This window comes from Haladaptatus sp. DJG-WS-42 (genome assembly GCF_037198285.1).
In the GTDB taxonomy this organism is placed as follows: domain Archaea; phylum Halobacteriota; class Halobacteria; order Halobacteriales; family Halococcaceae; genus QDMS2.
The window spans coordinates 2,456,260-2,482,120 of sequence record NZ_CP147243.1 but is presented as its reverse complement, the minus strand read 5'-3'; the positions used below and the strand labels follow the sequence as shown (position 1 = coordinate 2,482,120).

Annotated in this window: 25 protein-coding genes; 21 read left to right on the top strand and 4 right to left on the bottom strand. The window is 61.8% G+C overall.

Translation table 11 applies throughout. The features are described 5' to 3' along the window. The first annotated feature begins 35 nt into the window (after window positions 1-35). Together V5N47_RS13455 and V5N47_RS13450 are read left to right on the top strand one after the other, a co-directional pair. Complete coding sequence (locus tag V5N47_RS13455) at window positions 36-1,316, top strand: HEAT repeat domain-containing protein (RefSeq protein ID WP_338728216.1); 1,281 nt, start codon at window positions 36-38, stop codon at window positions 1,314-1,316. A gap of 42 nt (window positions 1,317-1,358) precedes the next feature. After that, window positions 1,359-2,945 carry a phospholipase D-like domain-containing protein gene (locus V5N47_RS13450; protein WP_338728214.1) on the top strand — a complete coding sequence of 529 codons (1,587 nt, stop codon included), beginning with the start codon at window positions 1,359-1,361 and terminating at the stop codon, window positions 2,943-2,945. On the opposite strand, the gene V5N47_RS13445 is transcribed toward V5N47_RS13450, so the two are convergent. Together V5N47_RS13445 and V5N47_RS13440 are read right to left on the bottom strand one after the other, a co-directional pair. Then, complete coding sequence (locus tag V5N47_RS13445; RefSeq protein WP_338728213.1) at window positions 2,942-4,855, bottom strand: OB-fold nucleic acid binding domain-containing protein; 1,914 nt, start codon at window positions 4,853-4,855, stop codon at window positions 2,942-2,944. The two genes, V5N47_RS13450 and V5N47_RS13445, sit on opposite strands and share 4 nt — an antisense overlap. Window positions 4,856-4,933: 78 nt before the next feature. After that, window positions 4,934-6,070, bottom strand: coding sequence for an acyl-CoA dehydrogenase family protein (locus V5N47_RS13440; protein ID WP_338728211.1), 1,137 nt, complete (start codon window positions 6,068-6,070; stop codon window positions 4,934-4,936). Window positions 6,071-6,172: 102 nt separating this feature from the next. Here V5N47_RS13440 and V5N47_RS13435 point away from each other — a divergent pair, with 102 nt between their 5' ends. The 4 genes from V5N47_RS13435 to V5N47_RS13420 all read left to right on the top strand — a co-directional run bounded on the left by V5N47_RS13435 (window position 6,173) and on the right by V5N47_RS13420 (window position 8,512). Beyond that, window positions 6,173-6,652, top strand: a complete 480-nt coding sequence (locus V5N47_RS13435) for a Mov34/MPN/PAD-1 family protein (protein WP_338728209.1) — start codon at window positions 6,173-6,175, stop codon at window positions 6,650-6,652. Next, a complete protein-coding gene (locus tag V5N47_RS13430; RefSeq protein ID WP_338728207.1) occupies window positions 6,649-7,077 on the top strand; it encodes an adenylyltransferase/cytidyltransferase family protein in 429 nt (142 codons plus the stop codon). Before V5N47_RS13435 ends, V5N47_RS13430 begins: the two co-directional genes overlap by 4 nt. Window positions 7,078-7,448: 371 nt before the next feature. Further along, window positions 7,449-7,976, top strand: a complete 528-nt coding sequence (locus tag V5N47_RS13425; RefSeq protein ID WP_338728205.1) for a PH domain-containing protein — start codon at window positions 7,449-7,451, stop codon at window positions 7,974-7,976. Next, window positions 7,973-8,512 (top strand): PH domain-containing protein, encoded by a 540-nt coding sequence (locus tag V5N47_RS13420; RefSeq protein WP_338728204.1) that lies wholly within the window; start codon window positions 7,973-7,975, stop codon window positions 8,510-8,512. The genes V5N47_RS13425 and V5N47_RS13420 overlap by 4 nt, the downstream gene beginning before the upstream one ends. Before the next feature lie 89 nt (window positions 8,513-8,601). Here the strand turns inward: V5N47_RS13420 and V5N47_RS13415 are convergent, their stop codons facing one another. Both V5N47_RS13415 and ribH read right to left on the bottom strand, forming a co-directional pair. Beyond that, a complete protein-coding gene (locus V5N47_RS13415; RefSeq protein WP_338728202.1) occupies window positions 8,602-9,747 on the bottom strand; it encodes a pyridoxal phosphate-dependent aminotransferase in 1,146 nt (381 codons plus the stop codon). Next, window positions 9,744-10,148 (bottom strand): 6,7-dimethyl-8-ribityllumazine synthase, encoded by a 405-nt coding sequence (ribH, locus tag V5N47_RS13410; protein WP_338728200.1) that lies wholly within the window; start codon window positions 10,146-10,148, stop codon window positions 9,744-9,746. The genes V5N47_RS13415 and ribH overlap by 4 nt, the downstream gene beginning before the upstream one ends. Before the next feature lie 124 nt (window positions 10,149-10,272). Here ribH and V5N47_RS13405 point away from each other — a divergent pair, with 124 nt between their 5' ends. The 15 genes from V5N47_RS13405 to V5N47_RS13335 all read left to right on the top strand — a co-directional run bounded on the left by V5N47_RS13405 (window position 10,273) and on the right by V5N47_RS13335 (window position 25,840). Next, the gene (locus V5N47_RS13405) at window positions 10,273-11,997 is read left to right on the top strand and encodes a flippase activity-associated protein Agl23 (RefSeq protein ID WP_338728199.1); all 1,725 of its coding nucleotides are present in this window, start codon (window positions 10,273-10,275) and stop codon (window positions 11,995-11,997) included. Between the two features lie 101 nt (window positions 11,998-12,098). Beyond that, window positions 12,099-13,256, top strand: coding sequence for a 5-(carboxyamino)imidazole ribonucleotide synthase (gene purK / locus V5N47_RS13400; RefSeq protein WP_338728198.1), 1,158 nt, complete (start codon window positions 12,099-12,101; stop codon window positions 13,254-13,256). After that, a complete protein-coding gene (gene purE / locus V5N47_RS13395; RefSeq protein WP_338728196.1) occupies window positions 13,253-13,873 on the top strand; it encodes a 5-(carboxyamino)imidazole ribonucleotide mutase in 621 nt (206 codons plus the stop codon). The genes purK and purE overlap by 4 nt, the downstream gene beginning before the upstream one ends. A gap of 106 nt (window positions 13,874-13,979) precedes the next feature. Then, a complete protein-coding gene (locus V5N47_RS13390; RefSeq protein WP_332898655.1) occupies window positions 13,980-14,387 on the top strand; it encodes an NADH-quinone oxidoreductase subunit A in 408 nt (135 codons plus the stop codon). Beyond that, window positions 14,387-15,085: an NADH-quinone oxidoreductase subunit B gene (locus V5N47_RS13385; RefSeq protein WP_338728194.1), complete on the top strand. Its 699-nt coding sequence runs from the start codon at window positions 14,387-14,389 to the stop codon at window positions 15,083-15,085. The genes V5N47_RS13390 and V5N47_RS13385 overlap by 1 nt, the downstream gene beginning before the upstream one ends. Next, window positions 15,082-16,752, top strand: a complete 1,671-nt coding sequence (locus V5N47_RS13380; RefSeq protein WP_338728192.1) for an NADH-quinone oxidoreductase subunit D — start codon at window positions 15,082-15,084, stop codon at window positions 16,750-16,752. Before V5N47_RS13385 ends, V5N47_RS13380 begins: the two co-directional genes overlap by 4 nt. Continuing rightward, complete coding sequence (locus V5N47_RS13375; RefSeq protein WP_338728191.1) at window positions 16,752-17,816, top strand: complex I subunit 1 family protein; 1,065 nt, start codon at window positions 16,752-16,754, stop codon at window positions 17,814-17,816. The genes V5N47_RS13380 and V5N47_RS13375 overlap by 1 nt, the downstream gene beginning before the upstream one ends. Further along, window positions 17,813-18,274, top strand: a complete 462-nt coding sequence (locus V5N47_RS13370; RefSeq protein WP_276247853.1) for an NADH-quinone oxidoreductase subunit I — start codon at window positions 17,813-17,815, stop codon at window positions 18,272-18,274. The genes V5N47_RS13375 and V5N47_RS13370 overlap by 4 nt, the downstream gene beginning before the upstream one ends. 52 nt (window positions 18,275-18,326) lie before the next feature. Then, window positions 18,327-18,593 carry an NADH-quinone oxidoreductase subunit J gene (locus V5N47_RS13365; protein ID WP_332898650.1) on the top strand — a complete coding sequence of 89 codons (267 nt, stop codon included), beginning with the start codon at window positions 18,327-18,329 and terminating at the stop codon, window positions 18,591-18,593. Next, window positions 18,590-18,937: an NADH-quinone oxidoreductase subunit J gene (locus V5N47_RS13360; RefSeq protein WP_338728190.1), complete on the top strand. Its 348-nt coding sequence runs from the start codon at window positions 18,590-18,592 to the stop codon at window positions 18,935-18,937. The genes V5N47_RS13365 and V5N47_RS13360 overlap by 4 nt, the downstream gene beginning before the upstream one ends. Continuing rightward, window positions 18,937-19,239: an NADH-quinone oxidoreductase subunit NuoK gene (nuoK, locus tag V5N47_RS13355; protein ID WP_332898648.1), complete on the top strand. Its 303-nt coding sequence runs from the start codon at window positions 18,937-18,939 to the stop codon at window positions 19,237-19,239. The genes V5N47_RS13360 and nuoK overlap by 1 nt, the downstream gene beginning before the upstream one ends. Before the next feature lie 2 nt (window positions 19,240-19,241). After that, window positions 19,242-21,257: an NADH-quinone oxidoreductase subunit L gene (gene nuoL / locus V5N47_RS13350; RefSeq protein WP_338728188.1), complete on the top strand. Its 2,016-nt coding sequence runs from the start codon at window positions 19,242-19,244 to the stop codon at window positions 21,255-21,257. Next, a complete protein-coding gene (locus V5N47_RS13345; protein ID WP_338728187.1) occupies window positions 21,258-22,781 on the top strand; it encodes a NuoM family protein in 1,524 nt (507 codons plus the stop codon). It abuts the gene before it with no gap. Further along, window positions 22,782-24,257 carry an NADH-quinone oxidoreductase subunit N gene (locus V5N47_RS13340; protein WP_338728185.1) on the top strand — a complete coding sequence of 492 codons (1,476 nt, stop codon included), beginning with the start codon at window positions 22,782-22,784 and terminating at the stop codon, window positions 24,255-24,257. It begins immediately after the preceding gene. Between the two features lie 104 nt (window positions 24,258-24,361). Further along, window positions 24,362-25,840: a DHH family phosphoesterase gene (locus V5N47_RS13335; protein ID WP_338728184.1), complete on the top strand. Its 1,479-nt coding sequence runs from the start codon at window positions 24,362-24,364 to the stop codon at window positions 25,838-25,840. Window positions 25,841-25,861: the final 21 nt, after the last annotated feature.

Genomic DNA, 25,861 nt, shown 5'->3' with positions numbered 1-25,861 from the left:
ACGCTCTTAGGTTGACCTGCCGGAAGTTCACGTATATGAGCAACGGGGACGAGGAACCCGAGACCCCCGCGGAGGACGCACCCGCCGTAACACCCGAGTCGTTCGAGGACCGCCTCACCGAGGCTGAGGAATCCCTTGACGCGGCTGAAACCGAGTCGGACTTAGACGACGTCGAAGCAACGCTCGACGCCATCGAAGCCGACCTCGAAGCCGCAGACCTCCCAGAACCGGAGGACGACGACGAGGACGACCCCCGCGAGGAACTGGAATCGACACTGAGCGACCTGCGCGACGCACTCGAAGACGCTCGCGGCCCGTACGCAGCAGACGTCGTGAGCGAAATCGAGGACGCGAAGACCAAAATCGAAGACGGCGAGTGGACCGAACAGGGCGAAGACGAAGTCGTCGAAGCCGCTGAGTCCTACGCCGACGCGATGGGTGAGATTCTCGACGCCTCCGTTAGCGTCAAAAGTCCATCCCACTTCGACGTGCTCGGCGCGCTTGACGACATCGCAGAGGCGATTTCGAGCGCCGACCTCGACGCAGACGAGGACGCAGACACCATCGCAGCCCTCGTCGAAGCGACCGAGGCGTTCAAACAGGACGTAGAAGACGCCCAAGAGTGGGACGACCTCACCGTCGTCGAAAAGCTCGACGCACAGGACTTCTACGACGTGCTGACCCCGAAAAACCGCAAAGACTACCCACCGGAACTCACTGCGGTTCGCATCTACGAGCAGGGGAACAACCCGGAGATGATTCTCCTCGCGCTCGACATGCTCGAATCGAACTTCATGCAGGAACACTGCATCGACGCGCTGAAGCGCATGGGGTCGCCGGAAGCCTACGAGGCCATGCTCGGCCCGGCCCAGAAGCGCAAGAAGCCACAGATCGAGGTGCTCGGGAAAATCGGCAACCCAGAGGCTCTCGACACGCTGCTCGAATACGTCGAAGCCGACAACGACCCACAGCTTCAGAAGGTCACGATGAAGGCGCTTGGCGAGATTGGCGACGAAGCAGCCACGCAAGTCATCGCCAACAACCTCGTCTCTGAGAACGAAGGCGTCCGCAGTCAGGCCGCCCGCGCCCTTGGCCTCCTCGGAGACACCCGTGCCGTCTCGCCGCTCGGCGACGTGCTCGACGACGACGAATCGGACACGGTTCGCGCGAGCGCCGCGTGGGCACTCAACCAGATTGGCACGAAGGCTGCGTTAGAGGAAGTCGCCCGCTACAACGAAGACAAGTCCTACATCGTGCAGGTCGAAGCCGAGAAGGCAGACGACGCACTCGCAGTGCAGAGCGAACCGGCAGCCTAATCAGCCGAACCTTTTTGAACGAAGCCGAGGCCACTCCGGGGCGTGTTCGCCCGCGTGGTTCTCGTGCTCGCACTCGTTCTCACCGCGTTTCCAGCCGCGGCTGTGCCGGGTAGTGAAGCGCCCAGTTTCGTTGCTGTCTACCCGAATCCAGTCACCGACGATGACGCGGGCGAGTTCGTCGTCATCACGGTTCCCGAACACACCACCGGCAATTGGACGCTTTCTGACGGCGAAGACACCGTTTCGCTGCCCACCGAGAACTTGCACGGAACCGTCGCGCTGACAGTGCACCCCACCCACGTTTCAACGCTCACCGACCACCGAATCCTCGCGCTCCCTCGCGCCCTCGAACTCGCAAACAGCGGTGAGATCTTGACGCTCCGGAAAAATGGAAATCGCGTCGCACAGGTACGCTATCAAAACGCCCCAGAGAGCGAGCGTTGGGTGCGCACCGAACGCGGCTGGGCGTGGGAACCGCTTAGGGCGACCGACTTCTCGTCCGTTTCTGTTCAAAACACGACGGTCACGACGTTCGTCCTGCCGGATGCGCCGAACGCCACGCTTGAAACCATCCACTCTGCAGACCACCGTATCCTCCTCGCAGGCTACACCTTCTCGTCACCTCGCATCACCGACGCGCTCATCGCCGCAAAAAGACGCGGTGTCACGGTTCGCGTGTTGCTCGACCGCGAACCGGTGGGTGGGATGACGACCCAGCAACGCGACGCACTCGACCGACTCGCCGGTGCAGGGATTCCAGTAAAACTCATCGGTGGTGACCGCGCCCGCTACTCGTTTCACCATGCGAAGTATGCCGTCGTCGATTCTCAGGCGCTCGTCCTCACTGAGAACTGGAAACCAGCGGGCGTTGGCGGCAACGCGAGTCGCGGCTGGGGCGTCGAAGTCAGGAATGCAACGCTCGCAGCGGCGCTCGCAGAAACGTTCGCTGCGGACAGCGGATGGCGAGATACTACCTCGTGGGCCGAGGCACGGAAAACCCGCGAGTTCGTCGCTGCGCCGCCCGCAAACGGGTCGTATCTGTCTCGGTTTGCACCCACAGACATACGCGCAGAACGCGTCGAACTACTCGTCACGCCCGACAACGCAGAGACAAAATTGGTTGCCCACATCGACAACGCGACGGATTCGCTCCGTGTCGAACAGGTCACCATCGGGAGTCGTGACCACGCACTTTTGCGCGCCACACTGCGTGCCGCAGAACGTGGGGTTGACGTCCGCATCCTGTTGAGTGGGGCGTGGTACGTCCGCGAGGAGAACCGCGAGCTTGCCCGATGGCTCAACCAGCGCGCCACAGCAAACAGACTGTCGCTCGAAGCACGGGTTGCGGAGCCGCGCGGTCGGTTTGAGAAAATCCACGCCAAAGGCGCCATCATCGACGGCAACACCGTCGTCCTCGGAAGTTTGAACTGGAACGACCACGCGCTGCGTGAGAATCGAGAGGTCGTCGTCGTACTCCACGGAACCGACGTTGGCGCATACTATGTCGATGTCTTCGACGCAGACTGGCGTGGCGGAGCGTGGCACCTCTCAGTTGGCCTCGGTGTGGTTGTCGCACTGTCGGCACTCGGTGCAGGGGCAGCAGGGAGAAAAATCCGCTTCGAGGCTTAGTCGTGGGTAACGATGGTGCTGCGGAGTTCTTCGTCGATTTCCGCGGCTGCCATCTTCTCGACGAGCGCGTCGAGCACTTCTTCGCGCATGCCTTTGACGAACTTGATAGACCCGACGACGAGGTGGCCGCCACCGCTGACGCCGCCACCTTTGACCTCCGATTGGAGTTCCTGGACCATGTTCGGGATGTCAAGACGGACGCCGTCAGACCGAAGCACGGAGAAGTCCGGCCCGTAGCCGATGGTGATGACCGACTCGCCCGTTTCTTGCACCTTTCGGTCGTGGATTTCGCCCGTGGTCTTCCCCGGTGCGGGGTAGGTAAAGCGGTGGGCGTGGTGCTCTAAGTCGATGCGGTAGAGGTGGGCGTCGTTGTCGAGCACTTCGTGTTCGACGTGCGGCATCACCGAATCGAGTTGGATGTCCACGTCGCGCTCTGCGCGCGAGGAGAGGAACGAGACGAGTTTGCGGTGGCGCTCGTCGTCGTCGCAATCGACGTTGAGGATGTCGTTGATGAGGTCGCGGCCGTCGTTATACTTGAGCCAGTAGGCTTCGTAGTCGAGGGCTTCGCCGATATTCCAGAGGTCTTCCTCTGAGTAGCCTTCCGCTTCGGCGAGGGCGATATATTGGGACATCTCGTCTGCTTTCGAGCGGTCGGTGAGGCCCGCGACAGCAGGCACGTGGTTGAGCTCGTCTTTGATGCCCGGGTAAATCATCCGGGCGAGTTCAACGCACATCATGCCCGTCGTGATGCGGTAGTCCTCGTCGTGCATGTACGGGTTGACGTGCTCTTCGACGAGTGGTTCGACCGCTTCTGGGTCAGGGTGGTGGTGGTCAACGACGACGATTGGGATGTCGTAGTGAGCGAGGTTCTGGTAGGCCGGGATGTCCTCCTCGGTGCTGCCGTTGTCGAGCATGAGCAGGAGGGGGAGTTTCTGGCCGTGGCGCGCGCGGTCTTCGAGCGAGAAGTTCAGGTCGCGCACGACGTCTTCCATCTCGTAGAACGGGGCCTTGCTCGGCAGGCGCTTGAGCAGGTGACGGGCGGCCGATGGGTCTTGATGGGTCTCCTCGATGAAGCGCTCGATGGCCAACTGGACGGGGACGCTTGCGCACATGCCGTCACCGTCTGCGTGGTGGCGCATCTTGATTGGACGCCCTTCGAGAACTGTCCGGCGGAGCAGGGTTGCCACGCGCTTCAGGTCGGGCCGAAGCTTTTCGAATGCGGGCCAGTCGATGAGCGGCTCTATGTCAGTTGCCTGTGACCGTTTGTCGAGAGCGGCGGCGAGGCGAGCGGTGACTTCCTCGGCTTCCTCGTCTGCGAGTGCGTCGATGTTCGACGCTTCGACTTGCACGGCGTCGTCGCGCGAATCGACGACACCCGTGACGCGGACGACGGCACCGACTTCGATGTCGGGGTAGGCACGAACGCCAGCCTCTTCGAAGGCGGCACACGGAACGACGGCTGTCTCGTCGCGAATCTGGAAGATGGTCGGGCCGCCAGTCTGTTTGATTTGGACGACTTCGCCTTCTAAGTGGACGGTGTCCGTCGAAGACGGCGAGAGTGAGTCAGCGTCTGAAATCTCGTAATCGTGGGCGACTTTGACCGTCTCGTACTCAGGAAGGTCGCCAACGGTGAAGCTCAGGTCGCCGTTCTCACGGATCTCGGTGAGGTAAACAACGAGTTCGTCGCCGACGTTGTACGTCGCACTGAGTTGTGATTCGTGGACGAGGCCGGACACGTCGTCGGAAATATCGACGAAGATGCCGTAATCGACGACTCCGTTTACGGTTGCGTGGTAGTACTCCTCGGCGGTGACGTCTGAAAGCGTGCATTCCGCGGCGAGGTCATAGACAACAACCCGGTCAGAAGAACCTGTTCCGGCAGAATCGCCGGCGTCGGGTGGTGATGACATTCTTATTTTCCGTTTGGCTTTGCTCCGTTTAACGCTTTGCAAACGGTCTCTCTCGCACGCGAGGGTTGGTCGAAGGGCCTACCGCTCCGAATCGTACACTGCAGACGCAAGTGCGTCGCGGTGGCCTTCGTTTGGCCCACCTGCGATTGTGAGGAGTTTCGCGTCTCTGAGATACCGTTCGACGTGACACTCGGTGGTGTAGCCGAGGCCCCCGTGCAACTGCATCGCCTCGTTCGCGTTTTCGACGGCAGCTTCGGTCGCGTAGATTTTCGCCATGTGCATCGCGCCGTCGAGGGGGTCGCCACGGTCGGCGCGGTCTGCCGCCCGAAGCGTCAACAGGCGGGCGGTGTCCACGCGCGTCGCCATCTCACCAACACGCCAGCGAAGCCCCTGGAACTCGCTGAGCGGGCCACCGAACTGCTCGCGCCCGCTCGTATAGGCAACCGTCTTTTCGAGGGCGGCGCGGGCGATGCCGACGCCGCGAGCCGGGACGTTGACGCCGTTGTTGACCGTCTTTCGCTGGACGTAGGCCATGCCAACGTCGCCAACCCGGCGGCTGTCGGGGATGCGAACCGCGTCGAGGGTGACTTTTGGTGAGGGAACGCTCCGCGCACCGAGCGTGTCCCAGACGGTTTCGACCTCGAATTCTTCAACTGGAATCAGGAAGGCGCTGATGTTCTCTGGAGCCTCGTCGTCGGGGCCAGTTTTCGCGTAGGTGAGCACATAGTCCGCCTCGAAGAAGTTCGTCACCCACTGTTTGTGCCCGGAGATGACCCACTCGTCGCCATCTCGTGTCGCCTCCGTCTCCATCGCGAGTTTGTCGCTTCCAGCGTTTGCTTCACTGAGACCGAGCGCGCCGACCGTCTCGAAGCGCGCCATTTCTGGGAGCAAATCGTCTTTGAGCGACTCGCTCCCGAAGCGTTCGACGACCGTGGCCACCCCGAGGTGGAGCGCGAGGGCGCTTGCAACGGGCATCATCGCCGCCGCGAGTTCTTCGACGACGAGACAGAGTTCAACGAATCCCTCGTCTCGCCCGCCGTATTCTTCTGCGAGCGTGAGTCCCGTGAGCCGCTGGTCGCCGAGGGCGGCGAGAATATCCACAGGGTACTCACCGGCGTCGTCGAGGTCGCGGGCGTGCGGTTCGATTGCTTCCGTGGCGAACTCGCGGATGGTGTTACGGAGGGCGCGTTGGTCTGCAGTGAGTCGAAAGTCCATGCGTGGCAATTCATCTCACTGACCGATAGCGTTACGGCACTCGGCAACGGCGTGCGTACCCCTTCCGGAACGCTTAGAAGGCGCGCTCTCCGAGTGAAAGCCATGCGGCTATTCCGTTCGAGTGAGCTACTCGGTATTGCCGAGGCAACGCTCGAATTCGTGCTCGAAGCGTCGAGAGAGACGCACCCGAACGAGTACATGGGCCTCCTGCGAGGCGAGCGCGCGGCCGACCTCGGGCTGGACGACGAAGGCGTTGTCATCACCGACGTGCTCGTCATCCCGGGAACCGAGTCGAACTCGGTGAGCGCGACCGTCCGGACGAGCATGATTCCAAACGATATGCGCGCCATCGGGTCGGTTCACTCCCACCCAAACGGCGTCCTCAGACCGAGTGACGCAGACCTCGCAACCTTCGGGAATGGCCAAGCACACATCATCATCGGTGCGCCCTACGGGCGCGACGACTGGCAGGCGTTCGACCGCGAGGGAGAGCCTCGTGACCTCCCGGTGTTGGACGTTGCCCTCCCCGACGAACCGTTCTTCGACTTCACGCAGGAAGACATCGATAAGGAACTCAAATGACGACGGTAATTGCACAGGGTACGTTCGATATTCTCCACCCCGGCCACCTCCACTATCTGCGCGAAGCGGCGGCCATGGGTGACGAACTCTACGTCATCATCGCCCGCCGGGCGAACGTGACGCACAAACAGAAACCCATCCTCCCCGACGAACAGCGCCGCGACATGATTGCCGCACTCGACTGCGTTGACCACGCCGTCCTTGGCCACTTAGAGGACATCTTTGTCCCGATTGAGAGAATCCAACCGGACATCATCGTCCTCGGCCATGACCAACACCACGACGAGGCGGCAATCGCAGATGCCCTCGCCGGACGCGGCATCGAGTGTGAGGTTCGCCGGGCGACGATTCGTGACACAAAATTCGAGGGCGAACTGCTCTCGACAGGCCGGATTATCGAGAAAATCTGTAACGAGCGCTGCTAGGGCACCTTTTTGGGTGCGCGGCCTCCGTGCCGCGCACGAAACGCTTGGTTTGCGAATCAGGGATTCGTGGAAGCCGCGAGAATCTATCGTCTGGAGGGCATTACCGAAACGGCGGAGACTGGTCTGATAAAATCACAGACAGATGACTGGAGGTTACGGTCGATATCGGTGTCCACACTCAGCACAGCGATACACTGCTCGCCACCCACCGCCAGTCTCCATTCGTTTTCGAAACGAGTTGCGCGCGCCACATTCGGGACATTGTGCTGGCGGTGAGGCACTCATAGTTCACATGGGCCGGCGCGAGTCAGTAAGGCTTCTCCTCCGCTGTCACAGCCAACAGTTATCCCCGTAACGTGATATACCCAGCCATGAACGAACAGTTCGACTGGCTCACCGTAGACGAGGGTGAGGAGATTCTCTGGGCTGACACGCCCCACCCGTACAGCCTCGTGCCCTCGCTCATCGTCGGCATCCCGCTGATGCTCGTGTTGGTCGGCATTCCAATCGTCGTCGGCGCGTATCTCACGCACAAAAACACGCACTTCGTGGTGACGAACCGCGCGCTCTACAAGAAAACCGGTGTTCTCTCACGAAGCGTCCAACGCATCGAGTTCGACAAGGTCCAAGACACCTCCTACCGCCAGACGTTCTTCGGGTCGCAGTTCGGCTACGGCGCGGTGGACATCTCGACGGCCGGTGGGGCTGGCGTCGAACTCAGCTTCCAAAACGTCGCAGAGCCACAGCAGCTCCAGTCGCTCATCAACGAGCGCATCAACAAGCGCGAGGGCCGCGGCGGAAAAGCAGACGACAAAGCCGCCGTACTCGATGAAATTCTCGGCGAGCTTCGCGCCATGCGGCAGGCGATGGAGACGAACTCCCCACCCAACCGCCCATGAGCGACGACGACTGGCTGGTGCTCGACACGGGCGAAGACGTGCTGTGGTCGGGCCACCCACGCCTGACAACGGTGCTCCCGGCACTCGTCATCGCCGCGGTGTTCGTTGGTGGCCTCGTCGCCGCGGCGATTGCGTTCAACGAACCGCTCATCGTCGTGCCCTCGCTCATCGGGGTGGCACTCGCGGGCGGGGCGTACCTCGCCGTCGTGAACACCCGATACGTCGTGACAAACACCGCGCTGTACCGCAAAACGGGCATCTTCTCGCGGAACGTCCGGCGCGTCTCGATGTCGCGGGTGCAAAACAGCGCGTTCACACAGGGCGTGTTGGGGTCGCTGTTTGGCTACGGGTCGGTCGGCGTCGAAGCCGCAGGAGGGGGCGCAATTCGATTTTCGAACATCGAAAACCCCCGCGAGGTGCGGGCACTTGTGGACAAACACGCCACCGTCGATGAGATTCCGGGTACACTTACCCAATGGAAAGCCGTGCTAGCCGAAGTGAAGGCGCTGCGCGCGGCGTTTGAGGCGACCCAATAACGCCAGTTTTACTGGGCAGTATTACTCGCCAGTGCTAGTAGAAGGCACACCGCATTTCCGGTGAAAATCAGACGGCGAGGCGGGTGTCGTTAGAGGTAGCCCGCTTCGACGAGGCGGTCTACGGCTTCTTGGAGTCGGTCTTTACTGTTCGCATACGAGATCCGCGCGTAGCCCGGTGCGTTGAACGCGCTGCCGGGGACGGTGGCGACGTGAGCCTCCTCAATCGCGCCTTCACACCATGCCGAATCGTCGTCGTCGACTGGGAGCATCATGTAGAACGCACCGTCTGGCACAGCCACTTCGACGCCGTGGTCTGCGAGCAAGTCCACGAGGAAGTCACGGCGCTCTTCGAACGCGGCGCGCATCTCTTCGACGACTTCATCGGTGTTGGCGAGCGCTTCGACCCCAGCGTACTGGACGAAGTGGGTCGCAGAGGACACCGAGTGCGAGTGGAGTTTGCCCGCCTCAGAGATGAGGGCTTTCGGCGCGGCGAGGTAGCCAAGCCGCCAGCCGGTCATCGAGTAGGCCTTCGAGAAGCCGTTGATGGTGACCGTTCGGTCTGCCATCCCGTCGAGGGAGCCGAGGCTCGTCTGGGAGACGCCGCCGTAGGTGATCTCGTCGTAGATTTCGTCGGAGATGACGGTGATGTCGTGGGAGACGGCGAGGTCACGAACGCCTTCGAGGGCGGCATCGGAGTACACCGCGCCCGTCGGGTTGCTCGGGGAGTTGACGATGAGCAGGTCGGTGTCATCAGAGACGGCTTCAGCGAGGTCGTCGAGGCCCGCTTCAAGCTGGAAGTCGTGTGGGGCGAGGTCGACGCGCGTCAGGTCGCCACCGGCGAGTTTGACCATCGCTTCGTAGCTGACCCACGCCGGGTCGAGCAGGACGACTTCGTCGCCGTCTTGAATGAGCGTCTGGATGGTCTCATAGAGTGCCTGTTTCGCGCCAGGCGTGACGATGATTTCATCTTCCGCGTAGGAAAGGCCGTCAGCATCGAGCTTCTGTTTGATCCCAGCTTTGAGCTGTGGAATCCCGTTGCTTGGGGCGTAGCCGGTGTGGCCGGCGTCCATCGCATCTTTGCCCGCTTGAATCACGTTTTCCGGGGTGGGGAAGTCGGGTTCACCGACGCTCAGGTTCACGACGTCCACGCCGTCTGCTTCCAGTTCGGAAGCGAGATTCGAGATGGCGAGGGTCGCGCTCGGTTCGACACGTTGGACTCTGTCTGCGAATTTCATTGTAGTTCCTCCACGAGGTCTACGGCACCCGTGACTGCGTGGGCACCCATGTCGGTACGTGCTCGGGCTTGGTCTGCTGACATACCCGGCCCCGCGATGCCGAGGGTGACGGGCGTGTCGCGCGCGATGCTCACGTCGGTGAGCTTTCGGGCGGCGGCGTTGCCAATCACTTCGTCGTGGCTCGTTTCGCCGGTGATGATACACCCGAGAACCGCGACCGCGTCGATGTCGTCGCGGCGGGCGAGGCGGTCTGCGGCGAGGGGCGTGTCGTACGCACCCGGCACCGCGAGGGTGTCTGCGATTTCCGCGCCGCGGTCTGCGGCGGCCTCGCGCGCCAACTCCTCCATCTGCTCGGTGAGTGCGCGGTTGAACTGCGCGACCACCAACCCAAGCGTTACCATGTGTTCGCGGTGGAGCAGGGCATTAAAAGAAGTACCGTTCCCGGTATCGACTGCGAGCCGATAGGTGAAATGCACGCTTGACAAACAGAAGGATTCTAACCCCTTCGCACGCTCTGATGGGGCAATGGCAACGGTTGACGACACTCGCTCTCGCTCTGACGGCCGCCAACGGCTCTTGCTCGCGGTCGTCGCCATCGCCGCCGTCGCACTCATCGCGCGCCTCATCTTCCTCGGTGACCGCGTTGCCCACTGGGACGAAGGCCGCGTCGCCTACTGGACACTCCGCTACGCAGAAACCGGCGTCTGGGAGTATCGCCCCATCGTCCACGGGCCGTTCCTGTTTCACGTGAACAAATACATGTTCGCGCTGCTCGGCCCGTCTGATTTCTCGATGCGCCTCATCGTGGCGCTCGTTGGCGGGATACTCCCACTTTCGGCGTGGAATTTCCGCGAACACCTCCGTGACCTCGAAGTCGCCGTCTTAGCCGGACTGCTCGCGCTCAATCCGCTCCTGCTCTACTACTCGCGGTTCATGCGCAACGACCTGCTCGTCGCGGCGTTCATGTTCATCGCGCTCGGCTTTTTCGTCCGCGCGTACGACACGGGTCGCCACCGCTACTTCTACGTCGGCGTCTTCGCCTTTGCGCTCGGTTTTACGACCAAAGAGAGCGCGATTCTCTACCCCGTCTGTTGGGCCGGGGCGGCCGTCTTGCTCCTCGACCACCGCCTGTTTCGCGCTCGGGACCGCCTCCCACATTCGTGGAAACAGGAGCTCGTTGATCACGGCTTCTGGCTCCGCGACGTGCTTCGTGCGTGGGCCATCCCGCTCGCCGTTGGCCTGCTCGAATTTTTCGTCATCATCGTCGTGTTCTACGCCCCGCGCGTCGGCGGTACGGGGGTTGGCTTCGACACCATGCTTTCGAATCCCGCGCTGCTCCCGGCGGTCGTCGAACGGGCGACGGTCGGCTCGTGGCAAGAATTCTACGGCCTCTGGATTGCCGGTGGCCATCAAGAACACGCCTATCTCCCGTATCTCGGTGACTTTGCAGAGACGCTCCTCTACGGTGCCGGACCGCTCGTCGCCTTCGCCATCGTTGGCTTCGTCGCAGACCGCTATTCGAAAGGCGGCCCCCGAGACGTCGTCGCGCTCGGCGCGTACTGGGGGTTCGTCTCGGTGCTTGGCTACCCCATCGTGACGGACATCATGGCTCCGTGGGCGACGATAAACGCGATTGTTCCGCTCGCCATTCCTGCCGCGGTTGGCGTCTCGCTCATCATCCGCTGGGGACAGGAAGCTTTCGAGGACGAAGACACCGTGAGCGTTGCGATGACCGCGGTCATCATCCTCTTCGTCGCCGGGTTCAGCGTCGGAACGGCCGTTGACGTGGCCTACATCAACTCGGCGAGCGAGGAGAACAAAGAGCTCCTCCAGTGGGCACAACCACACAACGACCTCCGCGAGAGTCTCGACAAAATCGCGGTCGTCGCAGACAACCACGAGGAGGGCGCTGACGTGCTGTTTTACGGGACGCGGCCGTCAGGGAGCACCGAGACGCGCTTCTACGTCGAAAACGAGTCGAGTACGCTCTATGCGCCACCCGGCGGCCCGGCGTGGCACACCCGCCTGCCCCTGCCGTGGTATCTCGAAGCCGACGGCGCTGAGGTGACGAGTACGGAACCCGGCACGGAACCCGGTGAAATAGAGGACATGCCACCCGTCGTCATCGCCTACGAGTGGGACCGCGAAGAGCTCGAACCACACCTCGACGGCTACACCGCCCACGAACACGAGTTCCGCCTCTGGGCCGACACCATCGTCATCTTCATCGACGAATCGTATCTCGAATAGCCACTCACGGTGCGCGCGAGCCTCGGGCGGATGCCTCACCTCGTCACGCAGGCCGAGGTGGCAACGCTTATTCTACCTGCATCGAAAACGCCGGATAACTGATGAAACTCACGTCACCCGGCCCGACGCTCGGCATCGTCGGCGGTGGGCAACTCGGGCGCATGATCGGTGAGGCAGCGGCCCCACTCGGCATTGAGGTCATCGTCTCAGACCCAACCCCAGACCCCCCGGCAGCACCGACCGTCCGTGACACGCTCGTCGGCGACTTTGACGACCCCGAAGCGGTGCGCGAACTCGCCCGCCGCGCGGACGTGTTGACCTTCGAAATCGAACTCGCAGACCCGGACGTGTTAGACGACGTGCGCGAGGAGTTTGACATCGCCGTGCACCCGACGCCGGACACGCTGCGCATGATTCAGGACAAGTTCGTCCAGAACACCCGCCTCGCAGAGCACGGTGTTCCCGTGCCTCCATTTAAAGCCGTCGCTGACGCAGACGAACTCCGTGAGGCCTGTGCGGAGTTTGGCTACCCCGCGATGGTGAAAGCCCGGCAGGGCGGCTACGATGGCCGTGGAAACTTGCCCGTCGAATCGCCCGACCACGCAGAGGAAGCGCTCGCTGACGTCGGCGGCGACGCGCTGGTCGAGGAGATGGTCGAATTCGTCCGCGAGATTTCGGTGATTGCCGTGAAAGGCAACGGCGAGGTGGCGACCTACACCGCAGGCGAGAACGTCCACGAGGAGGAGATTCTTCGTGAAACCGTCGTGCCTGCACGTGCCCCCGATGCCGTACTGGAGCGCGCCCACGACGTAGCCGAATCCGTCCTCGAAATCCTCGAAGGGCGCGGCGTGTACGGCATCGAACTGTTCGAAACTGCAGACGGCGAGATTCTCGTAAATGAAATCGCCCCGCGCCCGCACAACTCCGGGCACTGGACCATCGAGGGCGCAGTGACCTCGCAGTTCGAGCAGCACGCTCGTGCCGTCCTCGGCCTCCCGCTTGGCTCGACCGAACTTCGCTGTCCGACCGTCTCTGCGAACATCCTCGGTGATGTTGCCGAACCGGAACCCGCCGAGCTATCGGGTGTCGAGACCGCACTCGCAGAACCCGGCGTCAGCCTCCACTGGTACGGGAAACGCGAAGTTCGCCCACTCCGAAAGATGGGGCATCTCACCGTGATTGGCGACGACTCCGAAGCCGGAGACGACCTCTTAGACCACATCAGAACCATCCGCGACACCCTCACCTTCACGAAATGACCGTTGACGCAATCCAAGACCTCATCGACCAGTTCGAACGCGAAGCAGCGAGCGACCAAGCACACACGCCCGACGTGGGCATCATCATGGGCTCCGACTCCGACTTAGACGTGATGGCCGGTGCGCACGAGGCGCTCACGGGCCTCGGATTCGAAGAAGTCACCGACTACGAGAACCCCCCGGAGGCGGAGTTTACCTTCGAAACGTACGTGATTTCTGCCCACCGGACGCCCGAATTGATGTACGCGTATGCCCAGACCGCACGCGAGCGCGGCCTTGACGTGATTATCGCCGGGGCTGGCGGGAAGTCGGCCGACCTGCCGAACATGACTGCCTCGCTCGCCTATCCGATTCCGGTGATTGGCGTCCCCGTCCAAGAGAAGTCCGTCGATTCGGTGATTGGGATGCCAACGGGCGCACCCATCGTCGCGGTCGATGCCGGGAAATCGTTCAACGCCGGACTGTCTGCGGCCCAGCTGCTCGCCCGGTCGTCGCCGAAGTTGGAAGAAAAACTTGTCGAGTACCACGACAATTTACAGACCGATGTGGCCGCCGTCTCTCGAAAACTGCACGAGCAGGGAACTCCGGCGTTCATGGCGGCTCGCGACGCTGAGTAAGCCACCTCTCGACACGGGTTGCTGAGTACTGTTTTTTCGGGGAGAACGCAAGAATCAACCCTTATATGGGTGCGTTCCCAACCGCCGAACGATAGGAGATAACGGTATGAGCAATCCATGGATAGCGATCGGCGCACTCGCGGTGGTCGGGGTCGGCATTCCTCTCGGTATGATGGCAGTGTCGAGCCTCCTTCGCCCCAGTGTGCCTGAGCAAGGAAAACGCGCCGTCTACGAGAGCGGCGAGATCCCGACGGGGAACACACGCATCCGGTTTAACATACAGTACTACATGGTTGCGTTGCTGTTCGTCGTTTTCGACATCGAGACTGTCCTCATCTTCCCTTGGACGGTCATCTACCGCGACGCCGTCGCCAACGCCGGGTTGGCAAAAGCGCTCGCGCCGATGCTTGTCTTCATCGGGGTCCTCGTCGTCGGCCTCGCGTGGGCGTGGCGCAAGGGCGCAGTGCAGTGGGTCAAAAGCCCACGGGCTGAACAATCGCGGGTGGACCACTAATGAGTAATCAGCCACAGAACACGGCGACAGGTACAGAGATGCAAACAACCCAGGAGGCCCGCATGGGCGACGGCGTTGACGCTCGCTTCAATTCTACCCTTCGTGAAGCGTTCGGGTCGACCCCGTTCATCCTCACCAAGTTCGACAAGTTCATGAACTGGGTGCGGGGCTCTTCGATGTTCATGCTGCAGTTCGGTATCGCTTGCTGCAGCATCGAGATGATGCACACGTACGCAATCAAGCACGACCTTGACCGCTTCGGTGCGGGTGTGCCGCGTGCGTCGCCGCGTCAGGCGGACGTGATTATCGTCCCCGGCACCATCGTCTCGAAGTTCGCTCCCCGGATGAAGCGTGTCTACGACCAGATGCCAGAACCGAAGTTCGTCGTCGGCATGGGGTCGTGCACCATCTCCGGTGGACCGTTCCAAGATGGCTACAACGTCATCAAGGGCGCAGAAGAGGTCATCCCGGTGGACATCCACGTCCCCGGTTGCCCACCGCGTCCAGAAGCGCTCATCTACGGCATTGCAAAGCTCCAAGAGCGCATCGCAAACGGCGAGACCAGCCCGGTCACAGTCAAACCGTACGAACTCGAACAGTTCGGCGACTTAGAGCGTGACGAAATCGTAGACAAGCTTTCAGAACAAATCGACGAAGACCAACTCGTCATGCGCTACAACTGGGCCGATTCACCATGAGTTTGGAGGAACCAACCCCAGACGTTGGTGAACTGCCCGGCGGCGACGTCGATTACGACGCGCTCGAAGCGTTGCTCGGCGAGAAGGTGCTCCGACGCGAAGAGCATCTGAATGCGACCGCCTTCGTCGTCCGCCCGGACGCCGTCGAGGAGACGCTCCAGACGCTCCGCGTGGAAGCAGGCTTCGACCACTGTTCGTGTGTCACCGCACAAGAGTACGAAGACCGCTTCGAGAGCATCTACCACCTCCGGAAGTACGACGCACCGATGCAGGAAGTCGGCGTCGTCGTCCCGACGGCCCGAGACAATCCCGTAAGTCAGTCCGGAAGCAAGGCATTTCGCACGATTGACTGGCACGAGCGCGAGGCGTACGACCTCGTCGGCATCAACTACGAGAATCACCCGGATATGCGGCGTATTCTTCTCCCTGAGACCTGGCAAGGCCACCCACTTGGGCTCGACTACAACCAGGAAAAGCCGCAGATTGTCACCCTCGACAAACACAAAAATCCGCTCGAACCGGACAACGCAGACGGCGAGTCGGACACGATGTTCCTCAACATCGGGCCACACCACCCGGCAACCCACGGTGTGCTCCACCTGAAAACCGTCCTCGACGGCGAACAGGTCGCAGACGTCGAACCCGACATTGGCTACCTCCACCGCTGTGAGGAGCAGCTCTGCCAGAACGGCACCTACCGCCACCAGATTATGCCGTACCCAGACCGCTGGGACTACATTTCTGCAGGGCTCTTAAACGAGTGGGCCTACGCGCGCGCCGCAGAGGATTTAGCTGACTTAGACGTGCCAGAGTACGCGCAAGTCATCCGGACGATGAGCGCAGAACTCTGTCGCATCGCCTCCCACATGCTCGCGCTCGGGACGTTCGCACTCGACGTGTACGGCGACTTCACGGCCATCTTCCAGTACGCGTTCCGTGACCGTGAAATCGTCCAGAACATCTTAGAAGACCTCACCGGTCAGCGGCTGATGTTCAACTACTTCCGCCTCGGCGGCGTGGCGTGGGACCTCCCAGAGCCACGCGAGGAGTTCCTCGACAAGATTCGTGATTTCCTCGATGAGCTGCCAGAGAAAGTCGAAGAGTACCACGACCTGCTCACCTCGAACGAGATTTTCCAGCTTCGGTGTGTCAACACCGGCGTCCTCGAACCCGAGGTTGCAAAGCAGTACGGCGTGACCGGTCCGGTCGCCCGTGGCTCCGGTATTGACTACGACCTGCGTCGTGACGACCCATACGGCTACTACGACAAGCTCGACTGGGACGTCGTGACGATGGACGGCTGTGACAACTACGCTCGCGTCCTCGTCCGCATGGGCGAGGTCGAGCAGTCCGCACGTATCATCGACCAGTGTGTCGAACTCTTGGCCGACTGGCCAGAGGACGACCGCGAGATTCAGTCGAACGTGCCACGTACCCTCCGTCCCGAGGAAGACGCGGAGATTTACCGCACCGTCGAAGGCGCGAAGGGCGAACTCGGCATCTACATCCGGTCTGACGGCACCGACAAGCCAGCCCGGTTCAAGATTCGTAGCCCGTGCTTCTCGAACCTGCAGGCGCTGCCCGAGATGTCCAACGGGGAGTACATCCCTGACCTGATTGCGACACTTGGCAGCCTCGACATCGTGCTCGGCGAGGTGGACCGGTAATGTATCTGCTGCAGACCCTGCCAGATACCGTCGGTCAACTGCTCGGCTTTGGCTCCGAGATGGGGCCGGGACAGGACTTCATCGCCTCGCTGCTCGCCGCGTTCCTCATCGGGAACATCATGCTCGGCATGACAGCACTCGCAGGGCCGTGGGCGAAACGGAAAATTACGGCCGCGTTCACCGACCGCATTGCAGTCAACCGTGTGGGGCCATTTGGCCTGCTCATTATCGTGGCAGACGCTGTGCGCCTGCTTTCGAAAGAGCTCATCGTCCCCGAGGGCGTTGACCGCCCGGCGTGGGACCTTGCGCCCATCATCATGGCTTCTTCTGCGCTGCTCGGCTTCGCGGTCATCCCAATGGGAAGCGGTATTCAACTCGCAGACCCCGAGACGGGACTCGCGTACGTGTTTGCCGTTTCCTCGCTCGCGTCGCTCGGTCTGGTCATGGCCGGCTACGCGTCTAACAACAAATACTCCCTGCTCGGCGGCCTTCGCGCCGTCGCGCAGAACCTCGCATACGAGATTCCGCTCGTCGTGACGGCGGCCTCCGTCGTCATCTTCGCGGGCACGCTCCAGATGAGCGGCATCGTCGCCGCCCAACAGGAGACGCTCGTCACCCTCGGCGGCTTCGACATTCCGGCGTGGTACGCCTTCCTGAACCCGTTCGCGTTCGTGTTGTTTATCATCGCGAACCTCGCAGAAGTCGGTCGGAACCCGTTCGACACGCCGGAAGCACCGACCGAGATCGTCGCAGGCTACCAGACCGAGTACTCCAGTGTGTACTTCGTGCTGATGTACCTCGGTGAGTTCCTGCACATCTTCCTTGGCGGCGCAATCATCGCGACGCTCTTCCTCGGCGGTCCAGCAGGCCCCGGCCCAGAGAGTCTTGGGTTCATCTGGTTCGTCGTGAAGATTTGGGCAGTGTTCTTGCTCACGCAGTGGTTCCGCGCCGCGATTCCGCGCGTCCGTATCGACCAGATGATCGAAATCGGCTGGAAAGGGATGCTCGTGCTTTCGTTCGCGAACCTCGTCCTGACCGCCGTCATTGTGGGTGTGATTGCATGATTGGCTTACTCAAATCGATGGCAGCAACGATGAGACACGCCCTGGACGGCTCGACGTTCACGGTCGAATATCCGGACGTCGAACCAGAAGTGAGCCCACGATTCCGTGGCGTTCACAAGTTCAGCCAGGAGCGCTGTATCTGGTGTCGCCAGTGTGAGAACGTCTGTCCGAACGACACGATTCAGATCGTCACGGACGACAAGCGCAACGGCGAGCAGTACAACCTCCACATCGGCCAGTGTATCTACTGCCGACTCTGCGAGGAAGTCTGCCCCGTTGACGCCATCATTCTCACCCAGAACTTCGAGTTCACGGGTGACACGAAAGACGACCTGGCGTACAACATGGAACAGCTGAAAAACGTCCCGTGGTACAAGGACATCGACCCCCTCAAGTCCCGCGAACCAGACCGTGGCGTCTGGATTGGCGAGGGCGAGGGCGAAGTCGACTACCAGTAAACCACACCTCGCGTCCGGGTGGCTAACGGACGCAAACACGCACAACAAATCAATGGCAATCTACGAGACACTCGCGTTCGCGCTGTTCGCCCTCATCACCGTGGGCAGCAGCCTTGGCGTTGTCCTCGCGCGGGACGTGTGGCATTCTGCACTCCTGCTTGGGATGGCGCTGTTGAGTGTGGCGGTCCATTACGTGATGCTGCAGGCAGAGTTCCTTGCAGCGATGCAGATTCTCGTCTACGTCGGCGGGGTCCTCATCCTCATCACGTTCGCCGTCATGCTCACGCGGGCACAGCAAACGGAGGTGAGTAACGCATGACAAGCAAACCCCGCTTCAAGCTTGGTTCACACCTTGCTCCGGGGCTGGCGGCCGTCGCGCTCTTTGGCGTGATGGCTGCCGTTTTCCTGACCGCAACCTTCCCAGAGCCAACCGGCTTTGGTGACGGTTCGATTACGGCGTCTATCGGCTACGCCATGTTCGACCTCGTCGACCTCGCAGCCCACGACAGTGAGAGCTTCCTCGTGGCGTTCGAGATCATCGACTTGGTGCTCGTGGCGGCGCTCGTCGGCGCGGTCATGCTCGGACGCCGCGACGAAGGTGAAGCCTTCGGCCGCGCGTTCAAGCCCGGCGGCAAACAGACAGAACAGGAGGGTGACGACTGATGGTTCCGGCCCAGTACTACCTCCTGCTTTCGGCCGCCGTCTTCTGTATCGGTCTGTTCGGCATTCTCACCCGGCGGAACGCACTTGTGTTCCTCATGTCGGTCGAGCTGATGCTGAACGCCGCGAACATCAATTTCGTCGCGTTCTCGGCGCAGTGGGGGAACATCACGGGGCAGGTCTTTAGCCTGTTCACGATGGCCCTCGCCGCCGCGGAAGTGGCAGTCGGTATCGGCATCATTCTGGTGCTCTACCGTAACTTCCGCGACGTCGACGTGACCAAAGCGACGACGATGAGGTGGTAATTATGGCAGGTGTATTCGAATTTGCTCCGGCAATTGCGGCACTCCCGTTCGCATCGTTCCTCGTAGCACTGTTCTTTGGCAAGTACATGCCAAAGGGCGGCGCGCTCGCAGGGATCTTTGCGACCGCGGGGTCGCTGCTCCTGTCGCTGTGGGTGTTCCTCACGGTGGCAGGCGGCGAAGCGTTCAACGAAAACCTCTACACGTTCGTCGCGGGACAGGACACCTTTAGCCTGCACCTCGGCTTGCTGCTCGACCCACTGTCGGCGATGATGCTCGTCATCGTCTCGACGATTGCGTTCTTGGTCCACCTCTTCAGTCTGGGCTACATGAACGACGAGGGCGAGACCGGCCTCCCGCGCTACTACGCCAGTCTCGGCCTGTTCACCGCGTCCATGCTCGGGTTCGTGTTCGCGAACAACCTGCTCATGGCGTTCATGTTCTTCGAGCTGGTCGGGCTGTGTTCGTACCTGCTCATCGGCTTCTGGTTCCGCGAAGATGGGCCACCATCCGCCGCGAAGAAGGCGTTCCTCGTCACCCGCTTCGGTGACTACTTCTTCCTCATCGGCGTGGTCGCCATCTTCGCAACCTTCGGGACGGCGGCATTCGCCGGCTCCGAAAGCTTCCCGCACATCGCAGAACAGGTACTCCTCGGTGAGGAGACGGTCGAAACGTTCGGCTTCTCGCCTGAGATGTGGTTCACCATCCTTGGCCTGCTCGTCCTCGGTGGCGTGATGGGCAAGTCTGCGCAGTTCCCGTTCCACACGTGGCTGCCAGACGCGATGGAAGGCCCAACCCCTGTTTCTGCACTCATCCACGCAGCGACGATGGTCGCAGCCGGTGTGTACCTCGTCGCCCGGATGTACGGCTTCTACGCGCTCTCGCCGACGGCACTCGCCGTCATCGCGCTCGTCGGTGGCTTCACCGCACTGTTCGCGGCGACGATGGGCGTCGTAAAGCGCGAAATCAAGCAGGTGCTCGCGTACTCCACCATCTCCCAGTACGGCTACATCATGCTCGGACTGGGTGCCGGTGGCTACGTCGCCGGTGTCTTCCACCTGCTCACCCACGCCTTCTTCAAGGCGCTGCTGTTCCTCGGCGCTGGTGCGGTCATCATCGCGATGCACCACAACGAGAACATGTGGGACATGGGTGGCTTAAAAGACAAGATGCCAGTCACGTACTACACGTTCCTTTCGGGGTCACTCGCCCTCGCGGGCATCGTCCCGTTCTCGGGCTTCTGGTCGAAAGACGAAGTGCTCTACGAGGCGCTCGTCCACGGCCTGAACAGCCCGGTGTTGCTCCTCGCGTACGCGATGGGGCTCATCGCGGTGTTCTTCACCGGCTTCTACACGTTCCGGATGGTGTTCCTCACCTTCCACGGGAAGCCGCGCTCTGACATCGCAAAGAATCCACACGGCATCCGCTGGAACGTCAAGTTTCCGCTCGTCGTGCTCGGGATTCTCGCCGCGACCATCGGCTTCGTCAACATGGTTCCAGTGGCCGAACTCACCGGCCTGCACATCGAGTACCTCCACAGCTGGCTCGACTTAGAGGAAGGCTTCGCAAGTGCGCTCAGTGCGCACCACTACAGTGAACTGCTCCACGACTTCGCTGGCTACGAGGCGGCAGAACTCTCGTCGCTCGCAGCAGGCGCAGTCTCGCTCGCCCTCGCCCTCGCAGGCGCAGGGCTGGCGTACACGCTCTACAACGTGCCCGAACCGGTCGAGCACACCGACAAACTCGGGAGCATCAAGACGCTCCTGTACAACAACTACTACCAGGACGAGTACCAGGTCTGGCTCGCAACGGGTCTCACCCTCCCGCTCGCTCGCGCCGCAGACAAGTTCGACAACGGCGTCGTCGACGGCGTCGTCAACGGGGTCTCCAGCGTGAGTCTGTTCTCCGGTAATCGCGTCCGCCGGGTGCAGACGGGTGTGGTCAGCAACTATGCGACCTTGCTCACGGTTGGGTTGGTCGCCCTGCTGGTCGTCCTCGGCATCACAGGAGGTTGGTTCTAGATGATGATTGAATTGCTACTCGGCGTAACGCTCGTCGGCGCGCTCTTGACGTTCCTCGCGCCGAATAAGGTCGCAGGGAAACTGGCGTTCGCCGTCAGTCTGCTCCCTGTGGTCGGCAGTCTCTGGATGTACCTGAACTTCGACGGCTCGGGCAACGCACTGCTCGGCGGGACGCTCGCCTACGAGACGAACGCCCAGTGGGTATCGCTCGGTCCGTGGGACCTGACATGGCACGTCGGCTTAGACGGCATCAGCATGCCGCTGTTCGTGCTCACGACGGTGCTCACGACGCTCGCAATCGTGAGCGCGTGGACGCCAATCGACGAGCGCCAGTCGCAGTTCTACGGCCTGATGTTGCTCATGGAAGCGAGCCTCATCGGCGTATTCGCGGCACTGGACTTCTTCGTCTGGTTCATCTTCTGGGAGGCCGTTCTCATCCCGATGTACTTCCTCATCGGCGTCTGGGGCGGCCCACGCCGGAAGTACGCCGCAATCAAGTTCTTCGTCTACACCAACGTCGCCTCGCTGGTGATGTTCATCGGCTTCATGGCGCTGGTGTTCGGTCTCGGTGATTCCGTCACCACCCTCGGCCTGCCGGAAGTCGCCCAAGCGCTTCGCGCCGGTGAACTCGGCTCGGTTGGAGGCATCCAACCGGGCACGCTGAAGGCGCTCGCCTTCTTCGCCATGTTCGCTGGCTTCGCGGTGAAGGTTCCGGTCGTTCCGGTCCACACGTGGCTGCCCGACGCTCACGTCGAGGCCCCCACCCCTGTATCGGTCATGCTGGCTGGCGTCCTCCTGAAGATGGGGACGTACGCCCTGCTCCGATTCAACTTCACCATGCTCGCTGACGTGGCTCGCGGCGCGGCGTCGATTATCGCCGTGTTCGCGGTCGTCAGCGTCATCTACGGCGCGATGCTCGCGCTTGCCCAACAAGACCTGAAACGCATCGTCGCGTACTCCTCTGTGTCTTCGATGGGCTACGTCATCCTCGGACTCGTTGCCTACACCGTCTACGGTGTCGGTGGCGCGACGTTCCAGATGATTGCACACGGCCTCATCTCGGGGCTGATGTTCATGGCGGTCGGTGTCATCTACAACACCACGCACACCCGGATGGTCGCAGACATGTCCGGGCTCGCAGACCGGATGCCGTGGACGGTTGGCATCCTCGTCGCCGCCGCGTTCGCCTACATGGGCCTGCCGCTGATGGCTGGCTTCGCGGGCGAACTGTTCATCTTCATCGGCGCGTTCAACGCGTTCCCGGGGTCGCCACTCTTCACGTCGCTTGCGATGTTCGGTATCGTCATCGTCGCAGGCTACCTGCTGTTCGCGATGCAACGTACCCTGTTCGGCCAGTTCCGGCTCGAAACAGACTATGAGGTCACGCCAGCGCCGTTCCACGACGTTGCGCCGCTCGCCGTGCTCCTCATCCTCATCATCGCACTCGGAGTCGCACCAGACATCTTCATGCAGATGATTCAAGACGCAATTCGTCCGATTCTCGTCGTCGGAGGGGGTGCCTAAATGGCGGTCTCTACCGCACTGGCACTCTCGCCAGTCCTCATCCTCGGCGTCGCCGCGACGCTGTTGTTCCTGTTCGACAGCCTGACGCCGGATAAGGCCGACGACGGTCGCCTCGCAGGCATTGCGACGGCCGGTGCGTTGCTGTCGCTCGCCGGAACGGGCTACCTGTTCACGGCGACTGACATCGTAACCCAGCCGCTGTCGCTCTACGGCGACCAGCTCGTTATCGACGGCATGAGCCTGTTCTTCGGGTTCATCTTCACGAGCGTCGCCGCGATGGTCTCGCTCGCAAGCTACGACTACCTCCGTGGCCACCGCAACCAGGCCGAGTACTACATCCTCGTCCTGCTGGCCGCGATGGGCATGTCGCTCATGGCGTCTGCGAACAGCCTTGCGACGGCGTTCGTCGCACTTGAACTCGCCAGCCTGCCGTCCTACGCGCTCGTCTCGTTCTTGAAAAAGAACCGTGGCAGCGTCGAAGCAGGCCTCAAGTACTTCCTCATCGGCGCGCTGTCGTCTGCGGTGTTCGCCTACGGTATCAGCCTCGTCTACGCTGCGACCGGCGCACTGCAGTTCGGCGCAATCGCTGAGGCCGCCGCGAACACGGAGTTCGTTGGCATCCTCGGCCTCGGCGTGCTGATGGTGCTCGGCGGCTTTGCGTTCAAGACCGCGAGCGTTCCGTTCCACTTCTGGGCACCGGAGGCCTACGAGGGCGCACCTGCGCCTATCTCGGGCTTCCTCTCGTCGGCCTCAAAGGCGGCCGGGTTCGTGGTCGCCTTCCGCGTGTTCGTCGAAGCCTTCCCGGTGGAAACGGTGCCCGTCGATTGGGTGCTCGCGTTCCAGATTCTCGCCATCGTCACGATGACGCTCGGGAACTTCGCCGCCGCGGTCCAAGAGAACGTAAAGCGCATGCTCGCGTACTCTTCGATTGGCCACGCTGGCTACGTGCTCATCGGCCTCGCCGCGCTTACGAGCGGCGGGCAAAACGACCTCGTCCTCGGGGCGTCGATGATGCACCTGCTCGTCTACGGCTTCATGAACACGGGTGCGTTCCTGTTCATCGCCATGACCGAGCACTGGGGCATTGGTCGCAAATTCGAGGACTTCAACGGCCTCGGCAAGCAGGCACCGCTTGCCTGCGCCGCGATGACCGTGTTCCTGTTCAGCCTCGCGGGACTCCCAATCGGCGCGGGCTTCCTGTCTAAATACGTGCTGTTCGCCGCCGCCGTCGGCGCGGGCTTCTGGTGGCTCGCCGCGTTCGGTGCGGTCAACAGCGCGCTGTCGCTCTACTACTATTCGCGCGTCGTCAAGGCGATGTGGATAGAAGAATCGACAGAAGAGCGTGAACTGAGCGGCTACCCGACCGGCCTCTACGCCGCCATCGTCGGTGCCGCAATCATCACCATCGTCTTGCTCCCGGCGTTCAACCCGGTCGCAAGCACGGCCGTGGACGCCGCGAGCGTCCTCTTTGGCTGAATCGCCTTCACTTTCTTTCGTTTTTCTGTCGGTGAGCAATAGCGTCAGCGACACGTCGTTGTTCAGGCGGAGGGTTTTAGACCAATGAAGGGGTACGGTGGCACATGGTTTTCCGGTTGGTGCTCGGCTGTGGCTCGTTCGGCCATTCGTTAGTCGAGACCATCCGCCACGACCCGGGTCGCCTGCTTGTGCTCACGAGCGAAGAGCGGCGCGTCGAAACGCTCCGTGGCGATTCGATTAACGCACAGTTGGTTGACCCCACGAACGCGACGGCGATAGCCGAAGCTGCAGACGAGGTGGATGTTATCGTGGTTGCGAGCGACGACCCCCGACAGAATCTCGCAAGCGCGAAAGCCGCCCGGCGAGCGTTCCCCGGGGCACAGCTGACCGCATTTACGGGCGAAGAACCACGACCAGAGACAACAGACGCGCTTTCGACGGTCGCAGACACGCTCATCGACCCGAGTGTGGCAGTGACCGACTACATCATCGAGCGCGTCGGCGACAAGGGACTGCGCCTCCGGCGGCTGGTTCGGATGCTTCGGGCGCTCTCTGGCAAACTCGCCGTGGTCACCCACGACAATCCTGACCCGGACGCGCTTGCGAGTGCTGTGGCGCTCCAGAAGATTGCACAGGCCGTTGGCTGTGACGCGGAGGTCGTCTACTTCGGTAATATCACCCATCAAGAGAATCGCGCGTTCGTGAACCTGCTCGACCTCGATTTACGGAATCTACAGCGCGGCGACGACCTCGCTGAGTTTGCGGGGTTCGCGCTCGTCGACCACTCGCGGCCCGGCGTCAACGACCAGTTGCCAGCGGACACGAACGTTGACGTGGTCATCGACCACCACCCACCGCGTGCGCCGATTGACGCTCGCTTTGTGGACGTTCGAAGCGACGTCGGGGCGACAAGTACGCTGCTTACGGACTATCTGATGCAACTCGGCTACAAACTGGACACAGCCGTTGCAACCGGGCTTCTCTACGGGATTCGCGTCGATACGAAGGACTTCTCGCGCGACATTTCCCCCGCAGATTTCGAGGCCGCTGAGTTCCTTGTTCCCCGGGCAGACAGCAGCCTGCTCGCCCAGTTCGAAACGCCGAGCATGAGCGCAGAAACGTTGTCGATTATCGGACGCGCCATCCGTGAACGCGAGATGCGAGGTGACGTGCTGTTGAGCGGCGTTGGACCCATCTCAGACCGTGATGCGCTTGCGCAGGCCGCAGACCATTTACTCAACATGGAGGGCATCACGACGACGCTCGTGTATGGCTTCAAAGAGGGCACCGTCTACGTCTCGGCGCGCGCTCGCGGGACCGACCTCGACCTCGGGGAGACGCTCCGCGATGCGTTCGGACAGATTGGCTCTGCGGGCGGCCACGCAGACATGGCCGGGGCGCAGATTTCACTCGGCTTGCTCGGCGACGTAGAGGAAGGCTCTGCAGACTCGTTGCGCCAGATTCTCACCGACGTCATCACCGACCGCTTTTTCGATACGCTCACCTCGCGACCCGGCCAACCGGTGGAATCAGTGTACTCGATTCCCGAGTTCGGCAAGCAGTTTTTCGATGGCGAGGAGTGAGCGAGACACTTTTGCGGCGGG